Source organism: Desulfobacula toluolica Tol2 (assembly GCF_000307105.1).
Taxonomy (GTDB): domain Bacteria; phylum Desulfobacterota; class Desulfobacteria; order Desulfobacterales; family Desulfobacteraceae; genus Desulfobacula; species Desulfobacula toluolica.
The window spans coordinates 3,400,822-3,417,881 of record NC_018645.1; the positions used below are offsets into that span (position 1 = coordinate 3,400,822).

Annotated in this window: 15 protein-coding genes and 1 pseudogene; 8 read left to right on the forward strand and 8 right to left on the reverse strand. The window is 38.5% G+C overall.

All coding sequences use genetic code 11. The annotated features are described in order from the left end of the window. Nucleotides 1–81: 81 nt before the first annotated feature. Nucleotides 82–1,247, reverse strand: a pseudogene (locus tag TOL2_RS15460) (IS3 family transposase). Nucleotides 1,248–1,310: 63 nt separating this feature from the next. On the opposite strand from TOL2_RS15460, the gene TOL2_RS15470 reads away from it, so the two are divergent. Further along, nucleotides 1,311–2,276 (forward strand): NADH-ubiquinone oxidoreductase-F iron-sulfur binding region domain-containing protein, encoded by a 966-nt coding sequence (locus tag TOL2_RS15470; RefSeq protein ID WP_269764203.1) that lies wholly within the window; start codon nt 1,311–1,313, stop codon nt 2,274–2,276. Between the two features lie 517 nt (nt 2,277–2,793). Here TOL2_RS15470 and TOL2_RS15475 read toward each other — a convergent pair. From TOL2_RS15475 to TOL2_RS23750, 7 genes are all read right to left on the reverse strand, one after another. Further along, on the reverse strand, nt 2,794–4,281 hold the full coding sequence (locus tag TOL2_RS15475) for a S1C family serine protease (protein ID WP_014958260.1): 1,488 nt from the start codon (nt 4,279–4,281) through the stop codon (nt 2,794–2,796). A 194-nt stretch (nt 4,282–4,475) separates the two neighbouring features. After that, nucleotides 4,476–4,775, reverse strand: coding sequence for a hypothetical protein (locus tag TOL2_RS15480; RefSeq protein WP_014958261.1), 300 nt, complete (start codon nt 4,773–4,775; stop codon nt 4,476–4,478). A gap of 38 nt (nt 4,776–4,813) precedes the next feature. After that, nucleotides 4,814–5,554, reverse strand: coding sequence for a hypothetical protein (locus TOL2_RS15485; RefSeq protein WP_014958262.1), 741 nt, complete (start codon nt 5,552–5,554; stop codon nt 4,814–4,816). A gap of 18 nt (nt 5,555–5,572) precedes the next feature. Further along, entirely contained in the window at nt 5,573–5,890 is a 318-nt protein-coding gene (locus TOL2_RS15490) for a hypothetical protein (protein ID WP_041279557.1), read from the reverse strand. Beyond that, nucleotides 5,877–7,232 (reverse strand): DUF4384 domain-containing protein, encoded by a 1,356-nt coding sequence (locus TOL2_RS15495; RefSeq protein ID WP_148278127.1) that lies wholly within the window; start codon nt 7,230–7,232, stop codon nt 5,877–5,879. The genes TOL2_RS15490 and TOL2_RS15495 overlap by 14 nt, the downstream gene beginning before the upstream one ends. A 47-nt stretch (nt 7,233–7,279) precedes the next feature. Next, nucleotides 7,280–7,621 carry a hypothetical protein gene (locus tag TOL2_RS15500; protein WP_014958265.1) on the reverse strand — a complete coding sequence of 114 codons (342 nt, stop codon included), beginning with the start codon at nt 7,619–7,621 and terminating at the stop codon, nt 7,280–7,282. A gap of 130 nt (nt 7,622–7,751) precedes the next feature. Further along, on the reverse strand, nt 7,752–8,573 hold the full coding sequence (locus tag TOL2_RS23750) for a hypothetical protein (RefSeq protein WP_014958266.1): 822 nt from the start codon (nt 8,571–8,573) through the stop codon (nt 7,752–7,754). Between the two features lie 141 nt (nt 8,574–8,714). On the opposite strand from TOL2_RS23750, the gene TOL2_RS15510 reads away from it, so the two are divergent. Genes TOL2_RS15510 through TOL2_RS15540 form a run of 7 tightly spaced genes read left to right on the forward strand, consistent with a single transcriptional unit; the run spans nt 8,715 to nt 17,033 of the window. Next, on the forward strand, nt 8,715–9,473 hold the full coding sequence (locus TOL2_RS15510; protein ID WP_014958267.1) for a head GIN domain-containing protein: 759 nt from the start codon (nt 8,715–8,717) through the stop codon (nt 9,471–9,473). Next, nucleotides 9,463–10,551 carry a flagellar assembly protein T N-terminal domain-containing protein gene (locus TOL2_RS15515; RefSeq protein ID WP_041279558.1) on the forward strand — a complete coding sequence of 363 codons (1,089 nt, stop codon included), beginning with the start codon at nt 9,463–9,465 and terminating at the stop codon, nt 10,549–10,551. The genes TOL2_RS15510 and TOL2_RS15515 overlap by 11 nt, the downstream gene beginning before the upstream one ends. A 14-nt stretch (nt 10,552–10,565) precedes the next feature. Further along, nucleotides 10,566–12,572, forward strand: a complete 2,007-nt coding sequence (locus tag TOL2_RS15520) for a CsgG/HfaB family protein (RefSeq protein WP_014958269.1) — start codon at nt 10,566–10,568, stop codon at nt 12,570–12,572. Nucleotides 12,573–12,580: 8 nt separating this feature from the next. Further along, a complete protein-coding gene (locus tag TOL2_RS15525; RefSeq protein WP_014958270.1) occupies nt 12,581–14,593 on the forward strand; it encodes a fibronectin type III domain-containing protein in 2,013 nt (670 codons plus the stop codon). 17 nt (nt 14,594–14,610) lie between these two features. Further along, on the forward strand, nt 14,611–14,907 hold the full coding sequence (locus TOL2_RS15530) for a hypothetical protein (RefSeq protein WP_014958271.1): 297 nt from the start codon (nt 14,611–14,613) through the stop codon (nt 14,905–14,907). A gap of 48 nt (nt 14,908–14,955) precedes the next feature. Beyond that, a complete protein-coding gene (locus tag TOL2_RS15535) occupies nt 14,956–15,627 on the forward strand; it encodes a response regulator (protein ID WP_014958272.1) in 672 nt (223 codons plus the stop codon). Continuing rightward, a complete protein-coding gene (locus TOL2_RS15540; protein WP_014958273.1) occupies nt 15,627–17,033 on the forward strand; it encodes a sensor histidine kinase in 1,407 nt (468 codons plus the stop codon). The genes TOL2_RS15535 and TOL2_RS15540 overlap by 1 nt, the downstream gene beginning before the upstream one ends. Nucleotides 17,034–17,060 lie beyond the last annotated feature (27 nt).

Below are 17,060 nucleotides of genomic sequence, written 5' to 3' on the forward strand. Positions count from 1 at the left end.
CCTGAGAATGGGCACCCCAAAATCTGCCCGTCGGAAGGTGTTGGTTTCCGCTGGAGCGGGTTTTTCGGTACATCGTTTTCATCATCCCACCAACCTCAACTGATTTTTACCATAATATATTTCGGCTGGCGTTTGCCCGTTAAAACTCTGGTGAGGTCGTTCATGGTTGTAAAAATTGAAATATTTTTTCAAGGACTTGCGCAGCTGCTCAACGGATTGAAATTCGTTTACATAAATTTCTTCATATTTCACGCTGCGCCATAGCCGTTCTATGAAAATATTGTCCATACACCGGCCTTTCCCATCCATACTGATTTTAATGTCCTTATCTTTCAATACTTTTGTAAACTCGTGACTTGTGTATTGAGATCCTTGATCCGTGTTGAATATATAGGGGGTCCCATGACATCGCAGTGCCCTTTCCAGAGAGGATATACAAAATTCCTTGTCCATGGTTATAGAAAGTTCCCAAGAGAGGACATAACGACTATGCCAGTCCATGACCGCCGTCAAATAAACGAAACCACCAGAAAGTGGGATATAGGTTATATCCGTAGACCACACCTGATTTGATCTGGTTACATCAAAAGTTCTCAAAAGATATGGATACACTTTATTTTGGGGATGAGCCTTACTGGTATTCGGCTTCGGTGCAATGGATTGAATTCCCATTTTCCGCATCAATCGCTGAACCCGTTTTCGGTTAATCTTATATCCTTTGCGTCTCATAATATTGCGCATTTGGCGGGTACCATAGAACGGATGATCAGTATATTCAATGTCAATGAGTTTCATTAGCTCAAGATTTTCAGGCGTTTCCTGTTCCCCCCGGCTTTCACGGTAATAGCTGGAACGAGGCAGTCCTATCAACTCACATTGCCTTTGAATACTGATTTTAGAGTGCTTGGATTGAATTCGCTGTTTTTTTTCTTCAATACTCATTAAAGGTGTCCGGTGTTTTTTTTTAACCAATCCAGTTCAACCTGGAGTTTACCAACCGTTTGATAAAGACAGTCTCGCTCAATTTCGGCTTCTTTGGTTTGTTTTGCCTTGCTATTGCCAAAAACCAATGGCAGGGCTTCTATGGCTTCCTTTTTCCACCGATTTACAAGACTAGCATGAATGCCGAACTCAGAGGCTATCTCATTGACAGTTTGATTTCCTTTTATGGCTGCCAATGCGACCTTGCTTTTTAATTCTTTACTGTAGTTTTTTCGTTTCAAAATATCCCCTTTCTGGACTGTTATATTTTATCTTAACACATTGTCCAGTTTTCGGGGTCCACTATAGGGTTTAACTTTGATATTGAAATATACCAGGGAGCCGGTGCCTTTGTTTGTGGTGAAGAAACTGCATTGATGCGCTCCATTGAAGGAAAAAGAGGGATGCCCAGACCAAGACCCCCTTTTCCGGCACACAAGGGGTTGTGGGAAAAACCCAGCATACTGAACAATGTAGAAACCTTTTCTAATGTACCCCAAATCATATGGAACGGCGGTGACTGGTATGCAGGTGTGGGAACCGAAACCAGCAAAGGCACCAAAGTATTTGCCCTTTCAGGGGATGTGAACAATATCGGTCTGGTAGAAGTACCCATGGGTACTACTCTCAGAACCCTGATCTATGACATCGGCGGTGGTATTCCGAACAAACGCAAATTCAAAGCCGTGCAATTGGGTGGTCCCTCGGGAGGCTGTATTCCCGAACATATGCTGGACACCCCTGTGGATTATGAGGAAATCTCAAAAGTCGGTGCTATCATGGGATCAGGCGGGGTCATCGTAATGAACGACCGGACATGTATGGTCGATATGGCCCGCTTCTTCATGGACTTTATCCAGGATGAATCCTGCGGCAAATGCACCCCCTGCCGGGAAGGTACATACCGTATGCTGGAAATTTTAAATAAAATATGTGACGGAAACGGACAGCCAGAGGACATCACAAGCCTTGAAGAACTTTCCCATGTGATCCACCAGAGCGCTCTTTGCGGTCTGGGCCAGACAGCGGCTAATCCGGTACTTTCCGCATTGCGGTATTTCAGGGAGGAATTTGAAGCCCATGTTAATGAAAAACGCTGCCCTGCAAAACGTTGCTTGGCCCTGCTTAAGTTTAAAGTAGATCCTGATTTGTGCAAAAAATGCGGTCTCTGCTATAAAAGCTGTCCAGCAGATGCCATTGAGTGGAAAAAGAAAGAAAAGGCCTTTATTAACCAGAATAAGTGTATCAAATGCATGAGTTGTTTTAGTAAATGCAAATTTGATGCAATTTTTTAAGCTATTCGCCTTGTAGTCTTTATGGCAGTGTCTGCGCCACCTATCTCTCCAATCATGATAATAATGAAAACTTCAAGAAAAGATTATAGTGACGGTAAAAGAACTGATACTCACTGAAAAATATTTTTCAATTAAACAGGACAGTTCAATTGAAAATTTTCGGAAAAGGGATAAAATGCAATCAGTGCAAAATCAACCTGCATCCAGATTAACACTTATTGAATTTTGATTCCATTTTTATGCAAAATAACTGCCACGGGCAGACCTGGTCTTTCACCTTGGTTTGCCCACAACAAAGATTGAAAGTCGCTGTTTGGATTTTTTGAAGACTTTCATATAAACTTCTAACATGTTAGAATCAAGACTCTTTCATTTTTTTGTCGTAGCAGCTCAATCTGCTATTGCCGTTAGTGGCTTTTGGAATCATTATACAATTGATTGAGAACGGTTAAAACCTTTTTGTTTCTGGCTCTTGTCAAGGTTAAGTTAAACTCAATTAACACTGTTAACAAAACCATTATAATCCAGCAGATCGATCAGAAAAAATTTTATATTTTTTAAGTATCCTGTTATCAGCTTCTTTAACTGCATGGCTGTTAAGGATGATTTTAAATCCTTTGATATCTTCAATTACATGATAGTCACCATTCCAGGTTTCAAAAGCTGATACCAGGTCTTCCATGACATTAATTTTTTTGCCGTTTACCTTTGAGATGATTCCATTAATAAATTCATGGTAGCCGACATTTACTTCATCTGCCAGAACCTGCACCAGCAGAACAACCTCTTTTCTGTCCTGCCGCTGTTCTTCATTATAAAAAAGATTCAGCAACTCTGTTGGTGCATTCAAATAAAAATTATTTGCTCCACCGTATTCATAAAGATAATTCAATGATAACACTTCAAAAACCAGTCCGCCTATGATGTAAAACCTTGGTTCAGTTTCATATTGTCTGTAGGGGACAAGCCTACAGCAGTGAAGAGGTTTTGATAAAGTCAAATTTATGTTAATCCGTTTTCCTTTTCTTAGCACCAATAGCGAAATTTTTTCGTTAATTTGTTTTTGTTGCAGTGCAAATCCAAGATAGGTCCGCTCTCCTTTTCTAAATTCGATCGTGCCGTCATTTTCAATATTATAATGATCAACTTTCAACAGCACGTCTTCTGACTCAAGTATTCCTAAAGCCGGGGAATCAGGGAAAATTGAATTCACCAGAACTCCTGTATCGGACTGTTGCATTTGATAATGATTTCTCATATCGGAATTTTCAAGTTTCTGCATGGAAACACCTAATTCCGGTATGCCATCAAGTCGACCATCAACAATATCCTCTAAAAAACGTTTGATCCCCGGCACTGGAATCATGTAACCGATATTCTCTATTTGTTCACCAAAGGCATTTTGAAAAGCGATTCCAACAATTTTTCCATTTTTGATAACAGGCCCACCGCTGTTGCCGGGGTTGATTGAGGCATCAAGCTGGCATGCAAGCAGATAAGCTCCACTGTGTTTGTATTCTTTATGCTCGATTCTTGAAATAACCCCCCTGGTTATGGAAAGTTTATCTCCACCTTCAGGGAATCCATAAGCAAAAACCTCTTCTTTGATTCTGGAAAATTCACCAAATTCAAGGGGGGTAATTTCATTGAAAAAAGTTTTGTCCTTAATCCGAAGTAACGCCAGGTCACTTTTATGATCAATGATATCAACAACAGCTGTGTAACGTTTGGCCTGACCTGATTTTCGTACCTGCAAAAAAGTATTGTTACAGACTACATGGGCATTGGTGAGAATTCGGTTCCCTTTTATAATAACGCCGGACCCGTGACGTGATTGCAGCCCTTTCATCTGCCATGGTTCGTGATAATTGTATTCATTATATACGACATAAATTTTAACCACAGTATCTTTTTCCTCAGCATGTGTTATCCCTACAGTAATCAATAAGAATAAACAAAAATAGGTAAAAGCTTTTCTAAAAAAGGCATAGTATATTTTTTTCATGGATACAACAAACCTATAGCAATGGCAAAAACGGAATGCTTTGAACTGCAACGGGCAAATCTGATATTTTATTCAGATCTGCCCAAAACAAAAATTGAAAGCCTATGTGTAAATTTTTTAAGACTTTCATACAAAAAAAACGAAAGGAATAATAAAATAAAAAATTAATGAATTTAAAGACCTATAAAAGCCCATTATTTCATGCTGGTGAAAGTTTTTTTAAGATTATTTGTAAATATAACAGACTCCTTATCTTTAGAATACTTAAAGAAACGACTGTAAACGGTTTTTGTTTCGCCCGTGGCAGTATCTATAACAAAAGCCCCCACCAATGAGCCATTATCAATGGGTGTTGCCCATGAAGACAGTTGAAACCGACCGTAATTTGGAGGTGGTGGTGCTTGGGTAGACCCGATAAACAAAAGGAGTATGAGAACAGCAAAAACCCCCATAAAAAAGAATTTTGTTTTATAATTAACGGAATAAGCTTTCATAAACACAGTCCTATCTTAAAATTTTGAATTGATCTTATTTATTTTTTAACCTGGGCAAAATCATCTTCATAAGCTCCAACACCTTGAACTTCAATGGATTCTTGATCAATGCCCAAATCCCTGCCAAGGATGGTAGATGCTTCTGTAACGTTGAGTTTCATATTTATAAAAGCATCTCCGGTTTCTTCCCAACCGTAATCCACAACTTCCGCCAGGTATAATGTCGCCAGCAATTTTGTTTTGATGATATCTGATTTTAACAGGTAATTTTCAACACTGGTTTTTGATTCCACATTCATTCCAACCAATCGCCTGGTAAGTTCTCTGTATCCGTCTATTTCAGCAACCCTCAACGCAGCAAGGGGGCCGGCGTTTGCCGGAGTTGAGGTGCCGTATCCAACTCGTCTGAAAACTTTGTTCTGCAAATTCATTTCGTCACCGTCAATATTGGTAATGGAACTGAGTTGTACACTTGCGGCTACTTTGGCAATATCTTTTTTTGAATCATATTCTATGTTCTCGTATTTTATTCCGCTGATAAAAGCCTCTGTTTTTGATTCGGTAACACTTTCATAATTTGCAGCTACCATGTTTTCAACCGATTCCGTAGCGCGGATTTTAAGACCGTAAATAGATTCTACCAAAGCTCTGGATGCTTGCATTTTTGCTGCCATAATGCTCATCAGTCGTTTGTTTCCAGCCCATGCTGTGGGAACACAAACAAAAACAATTAAAATAAGTGTTAATGCAAAACTAAAGATTTTTTTTTCTGTACTCATTGCTTAATGCCTCGATAATCATTTAAGGGTGTCGGGGGGTCTTAATCTTTTTTTGTCCGAAGGTGTTATTTCTATGTTTTTTTCAAGAATGGTAATATTGGGTCCTGTTTTTTCATTTTCAATAACAGTTGCCTTGAATTTTATTTTGCCGGATTTCGGAATTTTGATCTCCTGATTAATGATAACTTTGTTGAGAGTGTTGAGTTCCTCAACTCTTTCTTCAACATGTTGCTTATTACCTCCCCAGACATCAGAGGTAATACAACATGTTATAGCCGAGAAATTCACCATGACGGCAAGAATCAGGAATAAAAATTTTTGTTTACCACTCTTCATCGCTTATCATCCTGCCTATTCCTGTCGTTTTTTGCCTCTTCTTTGCTTGGGCGGTTGGAGCGGCAGCAGCTTGGGAGCTTTTGTCAGGCTGTTTTGATACAGTAGGTGCAACTGATGCTTCTGGTGCTTTGTAACTGGCTGTTTCCTGTTCCTGGACAAGAGTACTGGCTGTTGCCACTTCATCCTGTGAATCGGACTGCTGTTCCACCAGTATTTGAGTGTTCAGAAGATTTCGCCTGGCCAGCGTTCTTTCATCAATTGGAATTCCAGTATAAATATTTACAAAAGTATCCAAATCAATTGTTTTGCTGCCCATGGCAAAAGAAGGGGAAAGCTTTTGAAGAGCCATAACCGTTGGATTGTCTAATTGACCTGAGAGTTTTAGATCATTGCCATAGAGAAACATCCATTGCTGAACCGTAGAAATCCGTTCTTCATCGTTCAGGCTGTAGTAGTATCGATTGATCTGTTTTATCACCACAGGGTCGGGATCTGAATCATCACCAAGGAGTTTCCAATATGGGAGGACAAGATATTTTCCAATCATCTGTATCATGCTGACTTCTACCAGAACACGAACGGCAGCATGGCGACCCTGAACTTTTTTAATAGACCCTTTTCTTCCAAAAGTTGGACCAAACAATGTAATTCCCAGTTCTTTTTCCCTCAACGCCTTATGGACTTCCATACTGTTCACGGTATTCATTCTTGGAATGCCTGCCAGAGTTTTAAAGTCAAGCATATTAAAATCCAATGTAATTCTTGCAGTTCCTTCTTTTCCGCTGTTACCATAATCAAATCCTACGGTGTTGGCGGGTGTCCAGCTGGGTGCATTGGTAAAAGACGCTTCAGCACCGATATCGGTTCCATCTCCACGGGTAGTGAGTCCCCTGTCAAATTCAGTAATTCCACCGCTGACAACAACTTCCGGAATAAGCTTTCCTTCAAAATTAGAGTAACCCGTGACATTCATGTTTTGGATATAAGCAGGATCATAAGGAATATAGAGTACATTTCCCCCGATTGAATTCAGTGTGCTTTTAAGAATTTCCGTTATATCACGGGGGATTTCACCACCAGTTGATCCTGATGTGCCTGTATTGTCTCCAACCGGATCGCTTTGAATCCTAAGTTCCCCTGTGGCATAAATTTCTGTCATCAATCCTAATTCGTTAAGTGTTTCCGTATACGAGGTGAGCTTTACTTCGGGTTGTGATTGCTGAAGTGTAACATCAACTTTTGCAGGGTCAACCGATACGCAGGAAAACATTGAAAAGCAAACACAACTCAAAAACAATCGGCAAACTAATTTATAACAGAATTTAGCATTTATCTTTGTCATAGTCGATCCTTGGCTTTTTAATTCTCTCATTCTCTTAAGTCAAAACGCTATTCAGCAATCAGTGTTTTATCACCCTTGCTTTCATCAATAATAATAATGTCGCCCTTAACATTGCTGCCGGCCCCCATAACAACACTATTCATGTTGGCATCTCCGCTTCCGGATGAGGTTCCGTTAGCTCCACCGCTTTTTTGGCGGACAAGGGCCCTGCTTTTTGCATTCATTTTAATAAAATTTATATTTCTGTCTTTTTTACCAAGCTCATCCCATTTGTTTATGGAATCATCCGTATAACTTGACATCCCATCATCAAGATCATTGCACCATGCATTGCCGGCAAATAATACAAGAGACAACAAAAGAAAGATAAAAATGCATATATTTTTCATGGTTAATAGTTCTCCCTGTTAAGTGTTATATAACCCTATTATATGTGCGAATAAATTTATCATTTCCGTTCCGGGATGACACATGTCTGAATATAACATTTGTCATCCCCGTATATGGCAAATTACAAGGTTATTCGATTTCAACAGATCCCATGTTGGCGGTATTGCCTTTTCCAATGGCAATGTTAGCAGCATCTTTTACATTGGACTGGTTGATAACAGCACCCTTAACAGCGGAATTGTTAATGTTTACAGATCCCATATTAGCAGTATTGCCTTGTCCAATGGCAATGTTAGCTGCATTTTTCACATTGGATTTATTAATAACAGCGCCTTTCACAGCGGATTGTTCAATATTCACGGAACCCATGTTGGCTTTATTGCCTTGTCCAATAGCAATATTAGCAGCATCTTTTACATTGGATTGATTGATGACAGCACCTTTTACCGCAGATTTTTCAATATTCACGGAACCCATGTTGGCTTTATTACCTTGTCCAATGGCAATGTTAGCAGCATCTTTTACATTGGACTGGTTGATAACAGCACCCTTAACGGCGGAATTTCTAATATTTACAGATCCCATATTAGCAGTATTGCCTTGTCCAATGGAAATGTTAGCAGCATCTTTTACATTGGATTTATTAATAACAGCCCCTTTTACAGCAGACTGTTCAATGTTCACGGTTCCCATATTGGCTTTATTGCCTTGCCCAATGGCAATATTAGCAGCATTTTTCACATTGGATTGATTGATGACGGCACCTTTTACAGATGAATTTTTGATTTTTACAGATCCCATGTTGGCTTTATTGTCTTCTCCAATGGCAATGTTCGCAGCATCTTTTACATTGGATTTATTAATAACAGCCCCTTTTACGTTTGAACCGGCAAAGGATATACTTGTCAGAACAAACAACCCGAAAATAGTTAACGCAATAATCTTTTTCATGATGATTCGCCTCTCCTTAAATTTTAAAATTGAAATTAATTACTTTTACCATTCTTATTTATATGCTATGTGCTATGTGCTTATAATATAAATTGATGAGAGATTGCAAATAAAATTTATGAGGAATTGCAAATAACAACGATGAAACAACATACAATTTTCACAATATATGCCTTTTCAGTGACCCTGTTGACAGTTTGGTGTTCTGTTTTTGTTATCCCAAACTGTGCATTTGCCATGAATATAGTCATCAACAAAGATTTTGTTGAAATGAACCGGAGTGATGGTAAAATTTCTTCAGGGACAACCACGAATTGTATTGTGGGGAACGGCTTGCTGAAAAAAGAGAAAAGAGATCTGTCGTTTTTTAACGAAATCAATATCAACGGGACTTTTGATGTTAACATTGGATTACAAAAAAAACAGTCAGTTGAAATTTTATGTGATGAGAATCTTCTTTCCCAAATATCCACTCGGGTTTCAGATGGCGGCTTGCACATTAATACCATAAAATCAGTTTGTCCCAAATCCGGATTGACAATTAATATTTTCTTGCCAAATCTTGAGTCCCTCAATTGTAGTGGAGCCAATAGCATTGTTGTTGAAAACATGAATAATGATCATTTTTTTCTCAAACTGGATGGCGCAAATGATGTCCGCATCTCCGGAAAAACGCATCAATTTAATATCGAAATTCTGGGGGTCGGAGATCTTCATGCAAATCGTTTGCAGGCTGAGACCGTTACCATAGAGTCACAAGGCTCAAGCGATGCCTACGTTTATGCTTCAAAAAGGCTGCAGGTAACTTTGATGGGTGCAGGGGATATTTATTACTATGGGGAACCGGTGCAGATCGATTCCCGGATTGAGGGTGTGGGGGATCTGATAAATGGTGAGTAAGCTTAACATGAGACTGTTTTGTGTATTGGTCATAACAATTGTGGTGATACCATTGCACCTGTGGGCAGGAGAAAGAGTGACTGCTAAAGGTATGAGTTTTTTTGAAGAGGGCAAAGAGACCATAGCCAGGGAAAAAGCCTTGGATGAGGCCAAAAGGGCAGCTCTTCAAAAGGTTATGGGAAGTTATATTAATTCAATGACTGTTGTTGATAATTTTCAACTGCATGAAGATAGAATTATCAGCCATTCGTCAGGATATGTTAAAAATGTTACCGTGATTGATGAAAAAAAAAGCAGCCTGGGAACCCTTGAAATTACTATCCAAGCTGATGTTGAGTCCGCCGATGTTAAGGATGACTTGCAACGGTTTCAAGATATGTTGAGTTGGCAGCGCAATCCAAGGATCAGTATTGTTGTTCAACCTGGTATTGTAAAAAAATATTTGCCGGCTGCAACTAAAGCTGCCAACATCTTGACGGGCAAGCTTCAGCAAGCGGGCTTTAAGGTGCTTAAATTTTCTGAACAGACCCGGAACAAGGTAGGGCTGCTGGTGGGACTTACACTTGAACAATCTGTAAAGACATCAGACTATCAGGGAATGTCGATTTCATTGAATGAAATAGGTTTGACTGCTGATATGTTCAGACCTGGAGATCAGGAAATTCTTGCTTCGTCAAGCGCCATCCGGTCCATTCCAGGTGAAAACAGCCTTACTGTACTTGATAAAGGTGCCCGGCAGTGCATTGATGCCATTTGGAAAGAATTAAAAGATAAATTGCTGCTGCAGTATGAAAAAGAACTTTACAATGATCGCGATATTTATCTGACATTGAAAAATCTAAAATCGCAATCCAAAGCCATTGAAATCCCTGAAATTTTAAAAGCCGGTATTACAGGGGTTAAGGGATGTTCTCTGTTAACATTCGATGGGAAAAAAGGTGAATATAACCTGCAGTTTCGCGGACGTCCCGAGCATTTTATCAATGAGCTTGAGATGTCCTATTTTCAAAATACAGGTTTTCAGTCAAAAATTGAAACATATACGGGAAACAGTATTGTATTATTAATGTTAAATTAGTTTTGGAGGTATCCATGGGCAGGAAGATTAATCGTTATAAACTCATTTTTGCAGGTCTTATTACAATTTTTATTCTCGGTTGTCAAACCGGTTCAAAGCATTACGAGTCAGCAATGCAATTAAATGAGGCGGGTAATTACAGCAATGCAATTGCTTATTTGGAAGAAGCGATAAAACTTGAACCGAATAATCAAAAATACATTGCAGCTCTTGCAGATATTAAAAACAGCCGAGTAAATATCCATCTTTCCAAAGCCATGACCTTGCTGGACTCTTTACCTCTTACCATAAATTCCCTGTCAGAAGCAAAAAACTCAATATCAAAAGCCCGGGAAATAGATTCTGAAAATAATAAAGTGAAAAATATTTCAGAAAGATACTCTAAATTAGAAGCATCTTTTTACAAAGAAATTAAAGAAGAATATCAAACCATAAAACAGAACATGACTTCAAATGAATGGGATTCAGCTTATTTTAATCTGCAGCAGCTGCAAAGCAGATTTCCTTCTTATGAGGATACTTTCCAGTTAATGTCAATCACTATAGATAAAGGTGCTGAATATTTTTATAAAATAGCTAAAGACAGCCTTGTTAAGGATAATCTTTCCAAAGCCATTGAAAATGCCAATAAGGCAATTGCTTTGAACATGGATTATGCCCCGGCCAGGGAGATTCTTGATCTGGCCAGGGAGAGGGATAATTTGAAATATTTTGTGCGCAAAGGGGCTAAAGCGGCATCTATCAAAAACTGGGATGCTGCCATTTCCTATTATAAACGTGCCCGTGAATACGAGCCTGACAATAAGGAATTGGAACAGCTGGTTGATCAGGTTTATGTTCTTGCGTCGAAATATTATATTCAAAAGGCTGGTCAGAACATTGATCATGGATATTTATTGAGGGGGCTTGAAAGTTATGAAAAAGCTGTGGAATATGCCCCTTCAAAGGATAATTATTCCCTTCAAAGTTTTCGCCAGCGATTTTCACAACTGGCCGGCAATGCCGCCAACATGTTTCAGAATCAGGGGAATTTTGGTTCTGCATGGTATTGGTATAAAAAAATAGAAAACATGAATAAAAATTATCCTGATATTTTTTATTCAATACAAAAAATGGAAGATGAAATCAATGCCAGGATTAAAAAAGCCATTGCCGTTTTTGACTTTGGCAGTCCGTCAGATTACAAAGATGCCGGGGTTATTGTTGCAAATAATTTAATTACCTATCTTTTTAATTCGGCAAGCAAGGATATAAAGATTCTTGAGAGGGAAAACCTAAAATCAATACTGGAAGAGATGAAGCTTGGTCAAGTAGGTGTGGTTAATCCCGATTCTGCACAGGAAATGGGAAAAGTTTACGGTATTAACGTCGCCATTATGGGAAGTGTTTTACTTTATAACGTGGAATCATACCAGACAACTGGCAAAAAAACCGTAAGGTATAAAACCGGCACAAAAATTATTGATAATATTGATTATTTAAACTGGCAGGCAAAAAATCCTGTGCCGTCAAAAGAACAGATAGCCACAGCTCCTCCTGCCAAGATAATCGAGGATGTTTTTACGCAAAAAGATTATGAAGTATCACAGCATAAAAAAAATGGCTTTGTTCAATTATCATTTAGAATTGTTGATGTTGCAACCGGTGAAAATATTAAAGTCGATACCATTGAAGTTAAAAAAGAAATTGTTGATGAAGGCAGTGCAGGGCTGGCTGAGGCAAATATCAAGTATGATCCCCTTGAAATTACTACAGATATAGACCTGCTGCAGGATCTTACAAATACGGCAGTCTCCGAGTTGGGCCGGGAGGCTTTGAAACCCTTGCAGTATATGGAAAAAATTTATTTTGACACCGGCGAGAATTTTTTAAAACGGCGCAACACCATTGACGCAATTGAAAATTATATCAATGCGATTTTTGATGAAAAAATGAAAATGATTTCAGGTTCACCCATCACGGCGGAATCAAACAGTAAAATTCATGATATCTTTTATAATTTTCAAATCTCTGAAGGATAATCATAGAAATGCATCTGATTAAAAAAAGAGCCTCCTGTTTTTTTCTGACTGTTTTACTGTTGAATTCTGTGGGAATATCTTGTGCATTCTCAGAACAAAGTGCCCTTGCAATTTTTAATTTAAAAGCAGCCAGCATTGATGCCATGGGTTATAATAATGAGATAATATATAATTTAATCTCAGCCCTTGACAAGGAAGGGTCGATCACTGTTATGCCGATGCGTGAAATGCAGGAAATGCTTTTTAAAAATGGTGTTTCACAAAGTGATGACAATTCCCTGGTTTTAAAGGCAGGGAAAGTTTTAGGCGTCAGATATATCTTTTTTGGCAGTGTTGAAAAAAAAAAATCAGATGCCATTATTCATTCTGTTTTTAAGTTAATGGATCTTCATTCAGGAAGGGTTGTATTGAATGAGAAGGCTGATATTGTAGGAAGGGACGGTATTCGAAACAGGATGTCACTACTGGCTAAAAATATCGGCTCTGTTATAAATAAAAATATGAGCAGTGTTCCCGGACCCGGATCATTGGATTATTCTTCCACCTCACTTAACATACCGACTGTTACCATTTCAAATATCAGTGCAAAACCATCCCGAAAAGGGATTATATTGTCCTGGAGTCATGATCCTTCAACAGAAAATATTACTGGTTACCATATTTATCGTTCGGAAAATGCTGCTGGGCCGTTTCAGTTCATAGGAAAAGAAATTAAAACCGAATTTAATGATGAAACCGTTGCAAAGGACAAAAAGTATTTTTATCGAATCGGCCTGTTATTATCTTCAGGCAAAGAAATCAGGAGTAAAAAGGTTGCCATGGGGATAAAAACTTCCAAAGCAATGCCGTTTTCTCCTTTGATTATCAAAAAGACAGGGTTTGCCCAAAGAACCGTGATTGAATTTATTCCTTCAATATTAAATTCTAAGGGAAAATTTACAATCAAACACTATAAAGTGTACAGAAAAAAGGGAACTGGTGAATGGCAGCTTATCAAAACCATCAATAAAAAAAATTCTACGATGAATTACAATTATACTGTGGAGGATACCGTTGGCTTAAAAGACAATACGACTTATATCTATGCGGTGTCCAGTATTGCTGATAATCTGGTTGAAAGTGATCTTTCAGTTCCGGTTGAGATAAAGACCATGGAATCTCCTGAACTTTTCCTTGTGAAGGATAATTTGTTAAGACGCATTGATCTTTCATGGAAGCCTGTAAAAGGTGCAAAAGCTTACATCCTCTACAGGAAAACAGGTGATGAAGACTGGAAACAAATAGATAAAATTGACTGTAATAAGCCCTGCACATATCAAGACAAAAAAAATAGTATTGACGGTACCCTATATCAATACAGATTGACTGCATTTGATGGCGTAGGGCAAACTTCTCCGGTTAATAAGGTACAAGGTACTACCAAGGCGTTGATTGATTTTCCACAAAATTTTAAAGCTCTGGACGGACTTGTAAAACAGGTGAAGCTGACATGGGATAGTGTTAAAGACAAAGATGTCGGAGGGTACACCATCTATAGAAAAACTGCTGGTGAAACTTTTGAAAGGATCGCTGAGCTAAAGGGTTATAAAACCAATAATTATCTGGATAAAAAATCAGGGCTGCAAAAACTTTTGGATGGAACCGAATACACCTATTACATCACAACCTTTAATTTATTCAAAGTTGAAGGCAAACCTTCTGAAACAATAAGTGCCCGGACAAAATCAATACCGCAAAAGATAAGGGGGATTTCCGTGAAGGGACAAAACGATTCAATTGTTCTTCAGTGGGAAAAAAATTTTGAGCCGGATATAAAGCATTATACTATTTTGCGAAAAAAAGGTAATATGACCTGGATCAAAATAAAAGAAGTCGGATCTGAAATACTGGAATATATTGATCGTGATTTAAAACCAGGGCTTGAGTATCAATATTCAATTTTTGCAACGGATATTGATAATTTAAAAGGTGATTACTGTGAAAGCAGTAAAATTTTAAGCCCTTTACTCTATGATAACTAAACTATCAAAGGTTTGATATGAAAAAAACTGTCAGCTTTATTTTTTGTTTTTTATTGATTAGTTCTTCCCTGGCGTTATCTACAGATTTAAATTCAACACCGTCTGATAAAACCGGAAATTATGAATTGTATAATGGGGTTTACCACTCCGCATTAATTCAAAAAAACCAGTCAACCAAGTTTTTAGAACAAAAGCTTTTCAGGATTAATACTACAACAGGAGAAACATGGATGCTCATTGATGTTATGAAAGGTGGGGCAGATATCAAGTACTGGAAAAAAATTACAGATGGGTATCCTGTGGACAAAAAGTGATTTTTTAAAATCAATTATTGGATTTGTTTTCCTGACAAGAGGGCCATTATGAGAATTCTTGTTGTTGAAGATGATAAAAAAATTGCTGAATTTGTCCAAAAGGGACTCAAATCATCAGGTTTTGCAGTTGATCATGCCATAACAGGAAGCCAGGGGTTTGAAATGGGGTTTGATGAACCCTATGATGCCATGATTGTTGATATAATGCTGCCGAAAATGGATGGCATCTCCTTGATAAAAAAGTTACGGGAACAAAAAAATAATACGCCTGTAATTATTTTGAGTGCCAGGGACAGGGTGGATGACAGGGTGAATGGCCTTCAAGCCGGCGCTGATGATTATCTTACCAAACCCTTTGCTTTTTCAGAACTTCTTGCAAGGATACAGGCCCTTATCCGACGTGCCGGAAATATTGCGGATCCAGTGAATCTTTCCTATGCTGATTTAAGCATTGATATCCTGAAGCGTCAGGTAAAACGAGATAACAAGCCCATAGAAGTTCAGCCTCTTGAGTTTTCTCTTCTTGAATATTTGCTGCGTAACAAGGAACGGGTGGTTTCAAAAACCATGATCATGGAACATGTCTGGAACTATAATTTTGATCCCATGACCAATGTTGTTGAAGCGCGAATCTGCAGGCTGAGAGATAAAATTGATAAAAACTTTGAACCCAAATTGATTCATACGGTAAGAGGTGCGGGGTATGTACTCAAAGTTTAATGTGGTATAATATTTTTAACACAATAGCATTCAGATTAACTCTCTGGTTTACAGGAATTTTCAGTATCTGTTCCAGCTTTGCGTTTGTTTTGTTTTATTTTCTTGCCACTCAAACCCTTCAGACTCAAATTGATCAGGAATTGTTGGATAATGCTGCTAAATTTTCTGCCGTTATTCGCAGAAACGGGTTGATGGGTGCAAGAGAGCTTGCTGTTGTAGAAGCCCAGGCAGCCGGTGAAAAAATGATCTTTTTCAGACTTGTCTATCCAACCGGTGAAGTCTTTGCCTCTTCTCACATGTCTTATTGGAAACATGTGCATGTCAGCAAACATGTGTTACAACGTCTTATCTCAAATAAAGATAATGTTTTTGAAACCGTTCGTGTTGCATCAACCCCCAAAAAAGCCAGAATCCTTTATAGTTATGTTGCAGGAAATGCCATTTTACAAACCGGAATTGCAATGGATTCTTACATTAAATTTTTATCAGCCTTTAAAAAGGTTTTCATCAGTGCAATGGGATTTATCATTATTTTTTCTGCAATTTCCGGCTGGCTTCTGGTTCGAAAAGCCTTGTCCGGTGTAACGGCCATCACAAAAACCGCTCAAAATATTACCGGCAACAATCTTGACGCCCGGGTAAAAGGAACCGGCAATAAAGATGAGCTTGATCATCTGGTAATAACCTTTAATTCAATGCTTGACAGAATAGAGGAACTTGTAAAAAGTATCAGGGAGATGAGTGATAATATTGCCCATGATTTAAAAAGTCCGATTACGCGAATCAGGGGGTTTGCCGAACTAACACTGATTCATGAGGAAAATCTGGAAGACTACCGGACCATGGCTGCCAATACGATTGAAGAAACCGACCGTCTTTTGGATATGATCAATACCATGCTGGTAATTTCAAAGGCTGAGGCCGGGGAGGAGGATTTTGAGTTTAAGAAAACCAATCTTTCTCTAATGGTTAAAGAAGCCTGTGATCTTTTTGCTCCCCTTGCAGAAGACAAGCATATTGAATTTTCTCAAATCATCCAGGACCAGATCTTTATTGTTGCAGATATTAGAATGCTGCAAAGGGCGTTTTCCAACCTGCTGGACAATGCCATTAAATACACCCCTGAATATGGAAAAATAACTGTTATCACATCTTTAACAAATAATGAGGTGTCCATAAGAATCGAAGACACAGGAATCGGTATTGCACCTGAGTATGTTGAAAAAATATTTGAAAGATTCTACCGGGCAGAGTCCTCCCGAACAAGTGCCGGAACCGGGTTGGGCCTGAGCCTTGCCAGAACAATTGTCCGCCGGCATAAAGGCGATATTCGAGTTGAAAGCAGCCAGGGAAAAGGCGCTGTTTTCGAGATGAGATTACCATTTAATAATTTTAAGGTCATTTAATCGTCATATTTATGTGTTATTATTACA

What these genes read in the sequence shown, in the direction of transcription:
- TOL2_RS15515 (WP_041279558.1), top strand. Translation starts at nt 9,463, where the DNA reads ATGGTGAGTAAGCTTAACATGAGACTGTTTTGTGTATTGGTCATAACA.
- TOL2_RS15520 (WP_014958269.1), top strand. Translation starts at nt 10,566, where the DNA reads ATGGGCAGGAAGATTAATCGTTATAAACTCATTTTTGCAGGTCTTATT.
- TOL2_RS15525 (WP_014958270.1), top strand. Translation starts at nt 12,581, where the DNA reads ATGCATCTGATTAAAAAAAGAGCCTCCTGTTTTTTTCTGACTGTTTTA.
- TOL2_RS15485 (WP_014958262.1), bottom strand. Translation starts at nt 5,554, where the DNA reads ATGAGTACAGAAAAAAAAATCTTTAGTTTTGCATTAACACTTATTTTA.
- TOL2_RS15490 (WP_041279557.1), bottom strand. Translation starts at nt 5,890, where the DNA reads ATGAAGAGTGGTAAACAAAAATTTTTATTCCTGATTCTTGCCGTCATG.
- TOL2_RS15540 (WP_014958273.1), top strand. Translation starts at nt 15,627, where the DNA reads ATGTGGTATAATATTTTTAACACAATAGCATTCAGATTAACTCTCTGG.
- TOL2_RS15475 (WP_014958260.1), bottom strand. Translation starts at nt 4,281, where the DNA reads ATGAAAAAAATATACTATGCCTTTTTTAGAAAAGCTTTTACCTATTTT.
- TOL2_RS15510 (WP_014958267.1), top strand. Translation starts at nt 8,715, where the DNA reads ATGAAACAACATACAATTTTCACAATATATGCCTTTTCAGTGACCCTG.
- TOL2_RS15495 (WP_148278127.1), bottom strand. Translation starts at nt 7,232, where the DNA reads ATGACAAAGATAAATGCTAAATTCTGTTATAAATTAGTTTGCCGATTG.
- TOL2_RS23750 (WP_014958266.1), bottom strand. Translation starts at nt 8,573, where the DNA reads ATGAAAAAGATTATTGCGTTAACTATTTTCGGGTTGTTTGTTCTGACA.
- TOL2_RS15530 (WP_014958271.1), top strand. Translation starts at nt 14,611, where the DNA reads ATGAAAAAAACTGTCAGCTTTATTTTTTGTTTTTTATTGATTAGTTCT.
- TOL2_RS15480 (WP_014958261.1), bottom strand. Translation starts at nt 4,775, where the DNA reads ATGAAAGCTTATTCCGTTAATTATAAAACAAAATTCTTTTTTATGGGG.
- TOL2_RS15500 (WP_014958265.1), bottom strand. Translation starts at nt 7,621, where the DNA reads ATGAAAAATATATGCATTTTTATCTTTCTTTTGTTGTCTCTTGTATTA.
- TOL2_RS15535 (WP_014958272.1), top strand. Translation starts at nt 14,956, where the DNA reads ATGAGAATTCTTGTTGTTGAAGATGATAAAAAAATTGCTGAATTTGTC.